Here is a 14,364-nt window from a genome sequence, read left to right as displayed (position 1 = left end):
GCTCCGCCCGGACCCGGTCCTCAAACGCCGGACGGGCTGAAATGGCGCTCCGCGCCATCCAGCCCCGCCGGGGATATTCCAGCCTCGCCGGCGTTTGAGGCGCGGGGTCCGGGGCGGAGTCCCGGGGAACGGGCTAAGGGCGGGGTGGGGAAAGCCGCCCGCAGGGCCGAAGGGGTAGCGCGGCCCGATACCCTGGGGGACGACCACACGCCCCCGACCCGAGGAATCGCGACCACCGTGTTCGATACGCTTTCCGACCGCCTCAGCGCGACCTTCAAGTCCCTCCGGGGCAAAGGCCGCCTCTCCGAGCAGGACATCGACGCTGCGGCGCGGGAAATCCGTATCGCCCTCCTCGAGGCCGACGTCGCCCTCCCGGTCGTCCGCTCCTTCATCGCGAACGTCAAGGAGCGCGCCCGCGGCGAAGAGGTCTCCAAGGCCCTGAACCCGGGCCAGCAGGTCCTCAAGATCGTCAACGACGAGCTGGTCTCCATCCTCGGCGGCGAGACCCGGCGGCTGCGCTTCGCCAAGACCGCGCCCACCGTGATCATGCTCGCCGGCCTCCAGGGTGCCGGTAAGACCACCCTCGCCGGAAAGCTCGGCCTGTGGCTGAAGGGGCAGGGCCACACCCCGCTCCTCGTCGCCTGTGACCTCCAGCGCCCCAACGCCGTCAACCAGCTCTCGGTCGTGGCCGAGCGGGCCGGCGTGGCCGTCTACGCGCCCGCGCCCGGCAACGGCGTCGGCGACCCGGTCCAGGTCGCCAAGGACTCCATCGAGTACGCGCGGACCAAGCAGTACGACGTCGTGATCGTCGACACCGCCGGCCGCCTCGGCATCGACCAGGAGCTGATGCGGCAGGCCGCGGACATCCGCGACGCCGTCAGCCCCGACGAGATCCTCTTCGTCGTCGACGCCATGATCGGCCAGGACGCGGTCAACACCGCCGAGGCCTTCCGCGACGGCGTCGGCTTCGACGGCGTCGTGCTCTCCAAGCTCGACGGCGACGCCCGAGGCGGTGCGGCGCTCTCCATCGCGCACGTCACCGGCAAGCAGATCATCTTCGCCTCGAACGGCGAGAAGCTCGACGAGTTCGACGCCTTCCACCCGGACCGCATGGCGGGCCGGATCCTCGACATGGGTGACATGCTCACCCTGATCGAGCAGGCCGAGAAGACCTTCAGCCAGGCCGAAGCCGAGAAGATGGCGGCCAAGCTGCAGAAGGGGCCCAAGGAGTTCACGCTCGACGACTTCCTGTCCCAGATGGAGCAGGTCCGCAAGATGGGCTCCATCTCCAAGCTGCTCGGCATGCTCCCGGGCATGGGGCAGATCAAGGACCAGATCAACAACATCGACGAGCGCGACGTGGACCGCACCGCCGCGATCATCAAGTCGATGACCCCGGCCGAGCGCCAGGACCCGCACCTCATCAACGGCTCGCGCCGCGCCCGTATCGCCAAGGGTTCCGGCACCGAGGTCAGCGCCGTCAAGTCGCTCGTCGAGCGGTTCTTCGAGGCCCGCAAGATGATGTCCCGCATGGCCCAGGGCGGCGGCATGCCGGGCATGCCGGGCATGCCCGGGATGGGCGGCGGCCCCGGCCGGCAGAAGAAGCAGGTCAAGCAGGCCAAGGGCAAGCGCAAGAGCGGCAACCCGATGAAGCGCAAGGAAGAAGAGGCTGCGGCAGCCGCGCGCCGCGAGGCCGGTCCGGAGGCGATCGAGCCCGCCGCCGGCGGCAACCCGTTCGGCCTTCCGGCCGGGGGCGCCCAGCCCGGTGGGGACTTCGACCTGCCGGACGAGTTCAAGAAGTTCATGAAGTAGCGGTTCACGAAGGAGCAGTACGGAGCCACGCGAGCCCCGGCCGGACCACTCCGGCCGGGGCTTCGCCGTGTGGCCCGCCGCCAGGGGCGATGGTCCGGTTTGTCGCTTATGGTCGGCCGGGAGGACGGCAGAAGGAGGCCTACGTGCCCAGCCCCACCCCCGTACCGCCCCGCGACCGGGCCGATACGCCCTGGCGCTCCGAAGGCGCACCCCCCGCCCCGCCGCCCAAGAAGCGGATGCCCGGCGGCTGGCGCGGCCTGATCCTCACCGCCCTGATCGTCTACCTGATCACCAACCTGGTGCTCTCCTTCTTCAACGAGGGCGACGAGCCGACGATCTCGTACACGGAGTTCAGCAAGCAGGTCGCGAACGGCAACGTCTCGAAGATCTACTCCAAGGGCGACGCCATCCAGGGCGAGCTGAAGGCGGAACAGCCCAAGCCGGACGGCGACAAGGGCGACTACAAGAAGTTCGTCTCCCAGCGGCCCGCCTTCGCCGACGACGACCTGTGGGCCAACCTCACCAAGCAGAACGTCGTCGTCACGGCCTCCCCGGTCGTCGAACAGCGCAGCTTCCTGGCCAATCTGCTGATCTCCCTGGCCCCGATGCTGCTGCTCGTCCTCCTGTGGGTGGTCATCGCCCGCCGGATGGGATCGGCGATGGGCGGCGGCATGGGCGGGCTCGGCCGCAAGACGCCGCCCAAGCCCGTCGAGCTGGAGGGCGCCAAGCGCACCACCTTCGAGGACGTGGCCGGCATCGACGAGGTCGAGGGCGAGCTCAACGACGTCGTGGACTTCCTGAAGAACCCGGACGAGTACCGCAAGATGGGCGCCCGCATGCCCGGCGGCGTCCTGCTCGCCGGCCAGCCCGGCACCGGCAAGACCCTGCTCGCCCGCGCGGTGGCCGGCGAGGCCGGGGTCCCGTTCTTCTCCGCCTCCGCCTCCGAGTTCATCGAGATGATCGTCGGCGTAGGCGCCTCCCGGGTGCGCGAACTCTTCGCCGAGGCCCGCAAGGTGGCCCCCGCGATCATCTTCATCGACGAGATCGACACCATCGGGCGGGTGCGCGGCGGCGGCGCGGCCATGGGCGGCCACGACGAGCGCGAGCAGACCCTGAACCAGATCCTCACCGAGATGGACGGCTTCTCCGGCTCCGAGGGCGTGGTCGTCCTCGCCGCGACCAACCGGGCCGACGTGCTGGACCCGGCGCTGACCCGGCCGGGCCGCTTCGACCGCACCGTCATGGTCTCCCCGCCCGACAAGGCCGGCCGCGAAGCCATCCTGCGCATCCACACCAGGGACATCCCGCTGGCCGACGGGGTCGATCTCGCGCAGATGGCCCGTACGACCCCGGGCATGACCGGAGCCGAACTGGCCAACCTCGCCAACGAGGCCGCCCTGCTCGCCGTGAAGCGCCAGCAGAAGGAGGTCACCCAGACGGACCTCTCCGACGCGCTGGAGAAGGTCCAGCTGGGCGCCGAACGGCCGCTGGTCATGCCGGACGAGGAGCGCCGCCGTACCGCGTACCACGAGAGCGGTCACGCCCTGCTGGGCATGCTCCAGCCCGGCGCCGACCCCGTCCGCAAGATCACCATCGTGCCGCGCGGGCGGGCGCTCGGGGTCACCCTCTCCACCCCGGAGGCCGACCGGTACGCCTACACGGAGGAGTACCTGCGCGGCCGCATCATCGGGGCGCTCGGTGGCATGGCCGCCGAGCAGGTGGTCTACGAGGTCATCACCACCGGCGCGGAGAACGACCTCGAACAGGTCACCAACATCGTCCGGGGCATGGTCGGCCGCTGGGGCATGAGCGAGCGCATCGGCCGCCTCACCGCCATCCCCTCGGACGGACAGAGCCCCTACGGCCTCTCCGCGGCCCCCGCCACCCTCGACGCGGTGGACCACGAGATGCGCCGGATCGTCGACGAGTGCTACGAGAAGGCCTGCCGCCTGCTGCGCGAGAACCGCGGCAAGCTGGACGCCCTCGCGGAGGCCCTGATGGCCAACGAAACCCTCGACGAAGCGGCCGCCTACGCCGCCGCGGGCATTGCCCGCCTCCACAAGTCGGCGCCGCACAAGTGAGCGCCGTGCGGGGCCGGTCCGGGGGCCCCGCACGGCGGCGCTCGCGCGCGCGTGGGGCGGTTAGGCCGTACGGGCGATGACGTAGCGGAAGATGTTCGGCAGCCAGACGGCCCCGTCACCCCGTTCGTACGGGTGAAGCGCCTCCGCCAGTTCCTTCTCCACCTGCACCGGGTCGGAGCACTCGTACAGCCCGGTCGACAGCAGCCCGCGCACCGCGCTGTCCACGTCGGCGTACCCGAAGGGGCAGAACACCCGCCCCGACCCGTCCGGCACCAGCCCGGCCGCGGCCGCCATCGCGTCCAGGTCCCGCGCGGCCGGCCCGCCGCCCAGGACGGAGGGCACCGTGCACCGCTCCGCCGGGCCCCAGTCCGCCAGCACCACCGCTGCGCCGGGCCGGCGCAGCGCCGGCAGGGCCGCGGCCAGGGCGCCCGGGGAGGGCGAGAAGGCCAGCAGGACGTCGTAGGGCACCGCGGGCGCCGGAGGGGCCGCGAGCACCTCCAGGAGGCGCTCCCGGGCCAGCGTCCGGCGTGCCGGATCCGTCTCCACACCCGTGGCCAGGGCTCCCCGGCCCGAGGCCAGCAGCAGGGCCAGTCCGGCCCCGCAGTCGAGGCCGAGCAGCCGGTCTCCCGGCCCGACCTCCAGCCGGTCGTAGACCGCCTCGTACAGCGGTACCAGCATCCGTTCCTGGATCTCCGCCCAGTCCCGCGCGACAAGCGTCGCCGTCGGCGTCGGTGTCATCGAAAGAGCGCTCCTGATTCCGTTTCGCCCCCATGCCCCCGTTGCCAGAGAACTCCCGATTCGCCCCCGCGTCCAGAGGAGCGCGCCACCCGATTCGCACCCGATTCACGTTCGGCACTCCGGGCGCCGTACCATTCGCGCCATGGCAAAGGCACCCGTTCTCACCCCCCAGGCGGAGGATTTCCCCCGCTGGTACCAGGATCTGATCAACAAGGCCGAGCTGGCCGACAATGGTCCGGTCCGCGGCACGATGGTCATCCGGCCGTACGGCTACGGCCTGTGGGAGCGGATGCAGCAGGAGATGGACGCGCGCATCAAGGACGCGGGCGCCCAGAACGCGTACTTCCCGCTGTTCATCCCGCAGTCGTACCTGACGCGGGAAGCGGAGCACGTCGAGGGCTTCGCCCCCGAGCTCGCGATCGTCACGCACGGCGGGGGCAAGGAGCTCGACGAGCCGGTCGTCGTCCGGCCGACCTCCGAGACGATCATCAACGAGTACTTCTCCAAGTGGGTCCAGAGCTACCGCGACCTGCCCCTGCTGATCAACCAGTGGGCGAACGTGGTCCGCTGGGAGATGCGCCCGCGCGTGTTCCTCCGTACGAGCGAGTTCCTCTGGCAGGAGGGCCACACGGCCCACGTCACGTACGAGGACGCCCGCGACTACGCCGCCCGCATCCACACGGACGTGTACGGCGACTTCATGACCAACGTGCTCGGCATCGACGTCGTGCTCGGCCGCAAGACCGCCAAGGAGCGCTTCGCCGGCGCCATCAACACCCTCACCCTCGAGGGCATGATGGGCGACGGCAAGGCCCTGCAGCTCGGCACGAGCCACGAGCTCGGCACCAACTTCGCCAAGGCCTTCAACACGCAGTACCTGTCGAAGGAAGGCAAGCAGGAGCTCGTCTGGCAGACCTCGTGGGGCGTCTCGACCCGCATGGTCGGCGGCCTGATCATGTCGCACGGCGACGACAACGGCCTGCGGGTCCCGCCGCGCCTCGCGCACGTCCAGGTCGTCGTCATGGCGATCAAGGGCGACGAGGCCGTGGCGAAGGTCCGCGAGCTGGGCGCCCAGCTCAAGGCCGCGGGCCTGCGGGTGTTCGTCGACGACCGCGTCGACACCCCCTTCGGCCGCCGCGCCGTGGACTGGGAGCTCAAGGGCGTACCGGTCCGCGTCGAGATCGGCCCCCGCGACCTGGAGGCCGGCACCGCGATGCTGGCCCGCCGGATCCCGGGCGGCAAGGAGGCCGTGCAGATCTCCGACCTCGCCGCCCTGCTGCCCAAGGTGCTGGAGGAGGACCAGGAGCAGCTGCTGCGCGAGTCCCGCGAGCGCCGCATCTCCCGCACCTCCGACGTCTCGACCATCGAGGAGGCCGCCGAGGCCGCCATCGCCGGTGGCTGGGCGCGGATCCCGTGGGCCGACCTCGGCCCCGAGGGCGAGGCGAAGCTCGCCGAGCAGGCCGTCTCCGTACGCTGCCTGATCGCCGAGGACGGGTCGGTGCCGCTGGCGGACGACGCCCCCGGTAACCTCGCGATCGTCGCGCGCTCGTACTAGCCGGTCCGGCTGACGGCTCTCACGCCCCGGCGTGCGGCATCCGCCGCGCGCCGGGGCTGTGTCAGTCGGTAGGCCTCACTACGTACCGACTCCTCCTGAGATATGCGCACCCGTCCTCGTCGGGACGCATGAGACTGAACTGACTGGTACGTGCAAAAAATTTGGAATGGCCCGGAATCGGAACACCGGGGCCCCCCGGCTCGTTGTCACGACGTGAGCACGACACCACCTGTTCTCGCCGCAGAGCTGGCGCAGGCGTGGGCCGATATTCAGCGGTACCACCCCGAGCTGCCTGACCTTGCCGCGCCCGAGTCCCTGATCGGAGAGTCCTCGTCCGCCTGCGGCGCCGAACTCTCCTTCGAGCGACTGCTGCACGAGGCAGTCCACGGCATCGCCGCAGCCCGCGGAGTGCGTGACACTTCGCGGGCCGGCCGCTACCACAACCGCAGGTTCCTCGCGATCGCCGAGGAGATGGGGCTGGACCACACCGACGAGCCGCACGCGAGCAGCGGCTTCTCCCTGGTCTCGCTCAATCCCGAGGCGAAGAAGCGCTACCGCCCCACCATGGAGCGCCTTCAGCGCGCGCTGAAGGCCCACACGGTCGCCACGGCCGCCGACACCAAGCGCAGCTTCCGCGGCCCGGCGGCCCGGCACGGGTCCTCCGGCGGCGGCGTCCGCGTCAAGGCGGTCTGCGACTGCGGGCGCAACGTGCGCGTGGTCCCGTCCGTACTGGCTCAGGCCCCGATCGTGTGCGGAGGCTGCATGAAGCCCTTCCGCATCCCGGAAGTGGCCATCGCGGTGGCCTCCTGACCCGGCGGGTGGCCCCGGTCCATGCGGGCGCGACCTCCCGGCCGAGCGAGCCGCGGGCGTGTGGCACAATGGACAGCTGTACTCGACAGTCGCATAGGACCCCTCTCTCCTCCGGCTGACGCGTCCATCGGGCACCCGAGTACCGCAACCCCACGTGGCATCTCATGTGCCCAACCACGTCAAGTTCAGGAGACACCACTCCAGTGGCAGTCAAGATCAAGCTCAAGCGCCTCGGCAAGATTCGCCAGCCGCACTACCGCATCGTCGTCGCCGACGCCCGTACCCGTCGGGACGGTCGCGCGATCGAAGAGATCGGTATCTACCACCCGACGTACAACCCGTCGCGCATCGAGGTCAACGCCGAGCGTGCGCAGTACTGGCTGTCCGTTGGCGCCCAGCCCACCGAGGCTGTGCTCGCCATCCTGAAGCTCACCGGTGACTGGCAGGCGCACAAGGGCCTTCCGGCCCCCGCGCCGCTGCTGCAGCCGGCGACGAAGGAGAACAAGCGTCGCTCCTTCGACGAGTTCGCCAAGGCCCTCGAGGGCATCGGCGAGGGCAAGGGCGAAGCCATCACCCAGAAGGCGAAGAAGGCCGACAAGAAGGCGGACGAGGCTGAGGCCGAGACCGCCGAGTCGACCGAGGCCTGAGCATGCTCGAGGAGGCTCTTGAGCACCTCGTGAAGGGCATCGTGGACAACCCCGACGAAGTGCAGGTCGCCTCGCGCAACCTGCGCCGCGGGCAGGTGCTGGAGGTTCGGGTCCACCCCGACGACCTCGGCAAGGTGATCGGCCGCAACGGCCGCACCGCACGTGCTCTGCGTACCGTCGTGGGCGCCATCGGCGGCCGGGGGATCCGCGTCGACCTCGTCGACGTGGACCAGGTCCGCTGAGCAGTTGAATCACCGGCACGGGCCGGGGAGGGCATACGTGCCCGCCCCGGCCCGTCGTCGTCTGAACAGGAGAGAAGCAGTGGAGCTGGTAGTCGCGCGGATCGGCCGCGCCCACGGGATCAAGGGTGAGGTCACCGTCGAGGTGCGGACCGACGAGCCCGAGCTGCGGCTCGGGCCCGGTGCCGTGCTCCGGACCGACCCCGCGTCGGCGGGACCGCTGACGGTCGAGACGGGCCGGGTGCACAGCAGCAGGCTCATGCTGCGCTTCGCCGGGGTCAAGGACCGCACCGGCGCCGAGGCCCTGCGCAACGTCCTGCTCATCGCCGAGGTGGACCCGGCGGAGCTGCCGGCCGAGGACGACGAGTACTACGACCACCAGCTGATGGACCTCGACGTCGTCCTGGAGGACGGCACCGTGATCGGCCGGATCACCGAGATCTCCCACCTGCCCTCGCAGGACCTGTTCATCGTCGAGCGGCCGGACGGCACCGAGGTGATGATCCCCTTCGTCGAGGAGATCGTCGCCGAGATCGACCTCGAAGAGCAGCGCTGCGTCATCACCCCGCCGCCCGGTCTCATCGACGAGCGCGAGGCGATCGTCGTCTCCGCCCGGGACGAGGAAGCCGCGGAAGCGGAGTCGGGTTCGGCGTCGGACTCGGAATCGGACTCGGACTCGGACGGGGAAGACGCCTGATGCGTCTCGACGTCGTCACGATCTTCCCGGAGTACCTCGAACCGCTCAACGTCTCCCTCGTCGGCAAGGCGCGGGCGCGCGGCCAGCTCGACGTGCACGTCCACGACCTGCGGGACTGGACGTACGACCGGCACAACACGGTGGACGACACCCCGTACGGCGGCGGTCCCGGCATGGTCATGAAGACCGAGCCGTGGGGCGAGGCCCTGGACGCGGCCCTGGCCGACGGCTACGAATCGGGCGCGCACGGGCCCGTCATCGTCGTCCCCACCCCCAGCGGGCGCCCGTTCACCCAGGAACTGGCCGTCGAGCTCTCCGAACGACCCTGGTTGATCTTCACCCCGGCCCGGTACGAGGGCATCGACCGCCGGGTCATGGACGAGTACGCCACGCGCCTCCCGGTCTACGAGGTGTCCATCGGCGACTACGTCCTGGCCGGCGGCGAGGCGGCCGTCCTGGTCGTCACCGAGGCCGTGGCCCGGCTGCTCCCCGGGGTGCTCGGCAACGCCGAATCGCACCGGGACGACTCCTTCGCACCCGGGGACATGGCCAACCTGCTGGAGGGGCCCGTCTACACCAAGCCCCCGGAGTGGCGCGGCCACGGGATCCCGGACGTGCTGGTCAGCGGCCATCACGGCAAGATCGCCCGGTGGCGCCGCGACGAGGCCTTCCGCCGTACGGCGGCCAACCGCCCGGACCTGATCGAGCGCTGCGAGGCCTCCGCCTTCGACAAGAAGGACCGCGAGCTGCTGAGCATCCTCGGCTGGAAGCCTTCCCCCGACGGCCGATTTTGGCGCAGGCCGCAGACCGTGGAAGAATAGGCGGCTGCTGTGTGCTCGCGTACGCCCCTGCCACAGGGGGACCGTCGTCCGCCGAGTCCCGCAGCTCCCGAATTCTCTCCGGAAACCCCGCATCGGCGACCTGTGGCGTCATGCGAAGAAAGCAGACGAATCACATGTCTCACCTGCTCGATGGCGTCAACGCCGCCACCCTGCGCTCGGACCTCCCGGCCTTCCGCCCGGGTGACACCGTCAACGTGCACGTCCGCGTGATCGAGGGCAACCGCTCCCGTATCCAGCAGTTCAAGGGTGTCGTCATCCGCCGCCAGGGCGCGGGCGTCTCCGAGACCTTCACCGTCCGCAAGGTCTCCTTCAGCGTCGGCGTGGAGCGTACCTTCCCGGTCCACTCCCCGATCTTCGAGAAGATCGAGCTCGTCACCCGCGGTGACGTGCGTCGCGCCAAGCTGTACTTCCTCCGTGAGCTCCGCGGCAAGGCCGCGAAGATCAAGGAGAAGCGCGACCGCTGATCTGCTCCCGGGGTTCAGGGGAAGGCCGGATAGGCTCGCCCCCGATGGACACCGAAGCACCTCACACGCAGCGCGGCCACTCTTCCCCCGACGAGGGGGAGGGGCGGTCGCGTTTCGTGCTTTCCGGAGCGGGTCCGGACTCGGATCCGACCCCGGACCCGACCCGGGACGCGGACCCGGCGGCGGACTTGGACGCGGCGGCGGACTCGGGCCCCGGCAAGGCCGACCGGCTGAGCTGGCGGCGCGCCGGGCTGCTCGGCCTCGCCTGCACCGTCTTCCTGCTGCTGTTCAGCAATTTCGTGCTCCAGCCCTTCCTGATCCCGAGCCACTCGATGGAGCCCACGCTCGCCGTCGGGGACCGGGTCCTGGTCAACAAGCTGGCGTACCGTTTCGGCGACCGGCCGCAGCGCGGGGACGTCGTGGTCTTCGACGGCACGGGCTCCTTCGTACAGGAGGACCGGGACGGGAGTCCGATCGGCGACGCCCTGCACGGGGCGGTCTCCGCGCTCGGGCTGGCCGAGCCCTCGGACACCGATTTCGTGAAGCGGGTCGTGGGCGTCGGCGGTGACGACGTGGTGTGCGACGAACGCGGCCGGATCAAGGTCAACGGGGTCCCGCTGGACGAGCCGTACCTCTTTCCCGGCGACTCCGGATCGAAAGTGCCGTTCCGTATCGTCGTGCCCCTTGGGAGCCTGTGGGTCATGGGTGATCATCGTTCCCAGTCCCGGGACTCCCGGGACCACCTCGGGGAGCCGGGCGGGGGGATGGTGCCGGTGGAGAAGGTGATCGGGCGGGCCGACTGGATCGGCTGGCCGGTGTCGCGCTGGGGCGCCGCGGATTCCGCGGGCGGCGGCCGTGGGTAGCCGCGGGCGCCCGCGGGGAGACCGGTACGAAGATGCCGGCGCGGAGCCAGAACCGGAGCCGGAGCCCGAGCCGGGCGCCGGGCCCGCGGAGCCCGGCAGCCGGGCCGAACGGCGTCGCCTCGCCCGCCGGGTGAAGCGCAGGCGGCGTACGCGGCGGGTGGGGGAGCTGCCCCTGCTCGTGGTGGTCGCGCTGTGCATCGCCCTGATCCTCAAGACCTTCCTCGTCCAGGCCTTCTTCATCCCGTCGGGCTCCATGGAGCAGACGATCCGCATCGGCGACCGGGTCCTGGTGGACAAGCTCACCCCGTGGTTCGGCTCCCAGGTCGAGCGCGGCGACGTGGTCGTCTTCAAGGACCCGGGGGGCTGGCTGGGCGCCGACAGCGTCCAGCCGGCCGAGGACCCGGTGGGCATCAAGCAGATCAAGCAGACGCTCACCTTCATCGGCCTGCTGCCCTCGGCGAACGAACAGGACCTGATCAAGCGGGTCATCGGGGTCGGCGGGGACAGCGTGAAGTGCTGCGACGCCCGGGGGCGGGTCAGCGTCAACGGCTCGCCGCTCGACGAGCCGTACGTCAACCCGGGCAACGCGCCCTCGGAGATCCGCTTCGAGGTGCAGGTGCCCGCCGGACGGATCTTCGTCATGGGCGACCACCGGGCGAATTCCGCCGACTCCCGCTACCACCTCGACGAGGCCTTCCACGGCACGATCGACGTGAAGGACGTGGTCGGCCAGGCCGTGGTGATCGCCTGGCCCGTCGGGCACTGGCACCGGCTGGAACAGCCCGCCACCTTCCGCATGGTTCCCGACCAGGCGCGCGGCGGTCGCCGCGCGCCCCGTAGGCGCCGGGGCGGCTCCTCGTTCGCATAGTGTGTCCTTGGTCTCCCGCGCCTTCGGGAACTCCCGCTCGTTAGGGGAGGGGAGGGCCCGCGCCTCATCAGGTCCGGGCGTCGAATTCCGAACGAGGAGTGGATGTGGGGGACGTGGCGGTTGGTGCACGGTCCGGACGCGACGAGGGTGGCGAGGAGCCGAAAGACTCCTCCGGGCCCGATGCCGTCGAGCAAGACGGCGACGCGCAGGACGGCGCCGAGGCACGCTCGCACCGTTCCTTCTGGAAGGAGCTTCCGCTCCTGGTCGGAATCGCCCTGCTGCTCGCCCTGCTGATCAAGACCTTCCTCGTGCAGGCCTTCTCGATCCCCTCCGACTCGATGCAGAACACCCTGCAGCGCGGCGACCGGGTGCTCGTGGACAAGCTGACGCCGTGGTTCGGGTCGGAGCCCGAGCGCGGTGAGGTCGTCGTCTTCCACGACCCGTCGAACTGGCTGAGCAACGAGTTCACTCCCGAGCCCAACATCGCCCAGAAGGCCCTCAGCTGGATCGGCCTCATGCCGTCCGCCGAGGAGAAGGACCTGATCAAGCGGACGATCGCCATCGGCGGTGACACGGTCGAGTGCAAGAAGGGGGGACCGGTCATCGTCAACGGCAAGGAGCTGGACGAGCCGTACATCTACCCGGGCAACACCCCGTGCGACGACCTGCCCTTCGGTCCGCTCACCGTGCCCAAGGGCAAGATCTGGGTGATGGGCGACCACCGTCAGAACTCGCAGGACTCCCGCTACCACCAGCAGGACCCCGCCACCCAGGGGTTCGTGCCCGTCAGTGATGTCGTCGGACGCGCCGTGGTGGTCGCGTGGCCGATCACCCGCTGGTCGACCCTGCCGGTTCCGGACACCTTCGACCAGCCCGGCATCGGCACGCAGACCAAGGCCACCGCGCTCGGCATGGACGCCGCCGGACTGGCGCCGGTCGGGCTCGGCCCGGCCGCCCTCGGGTTCGCCGGCGCGGTACCGGTCGTACTGTGGCGCAGGCGGAAGCTGACCGCAGGGCCTACCGGCAGGTAGGGTGCCGCCCAGGTCGACGATCTCCGAGTGTGGGGGCGCTTGCAATGGGCGGAACACGAGCAATACGAGCAGGTGACGGCGATGGCCGCGGTGCTCTCGGCAGCGTGCTGTCGGGAGTGGTCGTGGCCATCGGCTTTGTGCTCTTCCTCGGTGGGTTCGTATGGGGAGCCGTCGTGTACCAGCCGTACACGGTGCCGACCGACTCGATGGTGCCGACGGTGAACCCCGGGGACCGCATGCTGGCACAGCGCATCGGCGGGGGCGAGGTGCACCGCGGGGACGTGGTGGTCTTCAGGGACCAGCAGTGGAGCGATTCGCCGATGGTCAAGCGGGTCGTCGGGATCGGCGGGGACACGGTCAAGTGCTGCGGTGCCGGCGGCCGGCTCACCGTGAACGGCAAGGAGCTGGACGAGCCGTACATCGACGTCGAGAAGCTCGACCTGGCGGGCGCTCCGGACGGGGCGGCCTCCCGGACGCCGTTCGAGGTGACGGTGCCGGAGGGCAACCTCTTCCTGCTCGGCGACCGGCGCGGATCCTCGCTGGACTCGCGGGCACACCTGCAGGAGGCCGGCCAGGGGACGGTGCCCCGCTCGGCGGTGATGGCCCGCGTCGACGCCGTCGCGTGGCCCGACCTGTCGATGGTGGAGCGGCCCAAGGCCTACGCCGCCCTGCCCGGCGGGACCTCGACGGCGGGGCCCCTGCTGCTCCAGGTGGCGGCGGTGGTGGCCGGCGCCGCCCTGGTCGTGCTCGGAGCCGCGTACGGGCCGGTCGTACGGGTCTTCGGGCGCGGGCGGAGGCGGGAGCGGGCCGATGTCCGCTGACGCGACGACGGGGCCGGGGACGGGCTCCGCGTCGGGCGGGCCGCGGAAGGTGGCGCGGGTGATCCTGCTGGACCCCGAGGACCGGATCCTGCTGATGCACGGCTTCGAGCCGGGAGACCCGGCGGACGACTGGTGGTTCACCCCGGGCGGCGGCCTGGAAGGGACCGAGACCCGGGAGCAGGCCGCGCTGCGCGAGCTCGCGGAGGAGACCGGGATCACCGACGTGGAGCTGGGCCCGGTGCTGTGGCACCGCTACTGCTCGTTCCCCTTCGACGGGCGCCGCTGGGAGCAGGACGAGTGGTACTTCCTGGCCCGGACCAGCCAGACCGCGACGGTGCTGGGCGGCCTCACCGAGCTGGAGCGCCGCAGCGTCTCGGGCACCAGGTGGTGGACCTCCGAGGAACTTCTTGCGGCCCATGAGACGGTGTACCCGACCAGACTCGCAGAGCTGCTCCGCACGCTGCTCGACGACGGTCCCCCGGGTGCGCCCGTGAACCTGGCCCCGGAAATCGTTTAGGGGCGCACGGGCCTGGCGCACAATAGGGGGACGCACGGCTGAAGGGGAACATGCCATGAGTGCCGAGGACCTCGAGAAGTACGAGACCGAGATGGAGCTGAAGCTCTATCGCGAGTACCGCGACGTCGTCGGGCTGTTCAAGTATGTGATCGAGACCGAACGCCGTTTCTACCTCACCAACGACTACGAGATGCAGGTGCACTCGGTGCAGGGGGAGGTCTTCTTCGAGGTCTCGATGGCCGACGCGTGGGTCTGGGACATGTACAGACCGGCTCGCTTCGTCAAGCAGGTGCGGGTGCTGACCTTCAAGGACGTGAACATCGAGGAGCTCAACAAGAGCGATCTCGAACTTCCGGGCAGCTGATCCCCTCCTCCTCCG

At 70.5% G+C, this 14,364-nt stretch carries 16 protein-coding genes; 15 read left to right on the top strand and 1 reads right to left on the bottom strand.

The genetic code is table 11. The features are described from left to right. Window positions 1-237: 237 nt before the first annotated feature. Both ffh and ftsH read left to right on the top strand, forming a co-directional pair. Window positions 238-1,812 carry a signal recognition particle protein gene (ffh, locus tag OG730_RS12580; protein WP_327304328.1) on the top strand — a complete coding sequence of 525 codons (1,575 nt, stop codon included), beginning with the start codon at window positions 238-240 and terminating at the stop codon, window positions 1,810-1,812. A gap of 236 nt (window positions 1,813-2,048) precedes the next feature. Next, the gene (gene ftsH, locus OG730_RS12575; RefSeq protein ID WP_327309237.1) at window positions 2,049-3,893 is read left to right on the top strand and encodes an ATP-dependent zinc metalloprotease FtsH; all 1,845 of its coding nucleotides are present in this window, start codon (window positions 2,049-2,051) and stop codon (window positions 3,891-3,893) included. Window positions 3,894-3,953: 60 nt separating this feature from the next. On the opposite strand, the gene OG730_RS12570 is transcribed toward ftsH, so the two are convergent. Further along, window positions 3,954-4,631: a class I SAM-dependent methyltransferase gene (locus tag OG730_RS12570; protein WP_327304327.1), complete on the bottom strand. Its 678-nt coding sequence runs from the start codon at window positions 4,629-4,631 to the stop codon at window positions 3,954-3,956. 142 nt (window positions 4,632-4,773) lie between these two features. On the opposite strand from OG730_RS12570, the gene proS reads away from it, so the two are divergent. The 13 genes from proS (at window position 4,774) to OG730_RS12505 (ending at window position 14,349) form a co-directional block, all read left to right on the top strand. Continuing rightward, window positions 4,774-6,186 (top strand): proline--tRNA ligase, encoded by a 1,413-nt coding sequence (gene proS, locus OG730_RS12565; protein ID WP_327304326.1) that lies wholly within the window; start codon window positions 4,774-4,776, stop codon window positions 6,184-6,186. Window positions 6,187-6,399: 213 nt separating this feature from the next. Next, complete coding sequence (locus OG730_RS12560; RefSeq protein ID WP_243337678.1) at window positions 6,400-6,996, top strand: hypothetical protein; 597 nt, start codon at window positions 6,400-6,402, stop codon at window positions 6,994-6,996. A 203-nt stretch (window positions 6,997-7,199) separates the two neighbouring features. Then, window positions 7,200-7,643, top strand: coding sequence for a 30S ribosomal protein S16 (gene rpsP, locus OG730_RS12555; RefSeq protein WP_243337676.1), 444 nt, complete (start codon window positions 7,200-7,202; stop codon window positions 7,641-7,643). A gap of 2 nt (window positions 7,644-7,645) precedes the next feature. After that, window positions 7,646-7,885: an RNA-binding protein gene (locus OG730_RS12550; RefSeq protein WP_030011889.1), complete on the top strand. Its 240-nt coding sequence runs from the start codon at window positions 7,646-7,648 to the stop codon at window positions 7,883-7,885. A gap of 79 nt (window positions 7,886-7,964) precedes the next feature. Beyond that, window positions 7,965-8,579 (top strand): ribosome maturation factor RimM, encoded by a 615-nt coding sequence (gene rimM / locus OG730_RS12545; protein ID WP_327304325.1) that lies wholly within the window; start codon window positions 7,965-7,967, stop codon window positions 8,577-8,579. Then, a complete protein-coding gene (trmD, locus tag OG730_RS12540) occupies window positions 8,579-9,400 on the top strand; it encodes a tRNA (guanosine(37)-N1)-methyltransferase TrmD (protein ID WP_327304324.1) in 822 nt (273 codons plus the stop codon). Before rimM ends, trmD begins: the two co-directional genes overlap by 1 nt. A gap of 134 nt (window positions 9,401-9,534) precedes the next feature. Continuing rightward, entirely contained in the window at window positions 9,535-9,885 is a 351-nt protein-coding gene (gene rplS, locus OG730_RS12535) for a 50S ribosomal protein L19 (protein ID WP_112450506.1), read from the top strand. A 44-nt stretch (window positions 9,886-9,929) separates the two neighbouring features. Continuing rightward, a complete protein-coding gene (gene lepB, locus OG730_RS12530) occupies window positions 9,930-10,748 on the top strand; it encodes a signal peptidase I (protein ID WP_327304323.1) in 819 nt (272 codons plus the stop codon). Between the two features lie 157 nt (window positions 10,749-10,905). Then, window positions 10,906-11,616, top strand: a complete 711-nt coding sequence (gene lepB, locus OG730_RS12525) for a signal peptidase I (RefSeq protein WP_327304322.1) — start codon at window positions 10,906-10,908, stop codon at window positions 11,614-11,616. Between the two features lie 113 nt (window positions 11,617-11,729). Next, window positions 11,730-12,647, top strand: a complete 918-nt coding sequence (gene lepB, locus OG730_RS12520; RefSeq protein ID WP_327304321.1) for a signal peptidase I — start codon at window positions 11,730-11,732, stop codon at window positions 12,645-12,647. A 44-nt stretch (window positions 12,648-12,691) separates the two neighbouring features. Further along, entirely contained in the window at window positions 12,692-13,468 is a 777-nt protein-coding gene (gene lepB / locus OG730_RS12515; RefSeq protein WP_327304320.1) for a signal peptidase I, read from the top strand. Beyond that, window positions 13,458-13,985, top strand: a complete 528-nt coding sequence (locus OG730_RS12510) for an NUDIX hydrolase (RefSeq protein ID WP_327304319.1) — start codon at window positions 13,458-13,460, stop codon at window positions 13,983-13,985. The genes lepB (OG730_RS12515) and OG730_RS12510 overlap by 11 nt, the downstream gene beginning before the upstream one ends. A gap of 55 nt (window positions 13,986-14,040) precedes the next feature. Then, the gene (locus OG730_RS12505; protein WP_005311352.1) at window positions 14,041-14,349 is read left to right on the top strand and encodes a DUF2469 domain-containing protein; all 309 of its coding nucleotides are present in this window, start codon (window positions 14,041-14,043) and stop codon (window positions 14,347-14,349) included. Window positions 14,350-14,364 lie beyond the last annotated feature (15 nt).

Source organism: Streptomyces sp. NBC_01298 (assembly GCF_035978755.1).
GTDB lineage: Bacteria > Actinomycetota > Actinomycetes > Streptomycetales > Streptomycetaceae > Streptomyces.
This window is presented reverse-complemented; position numbering and strand designations above follow the sequence as displayed.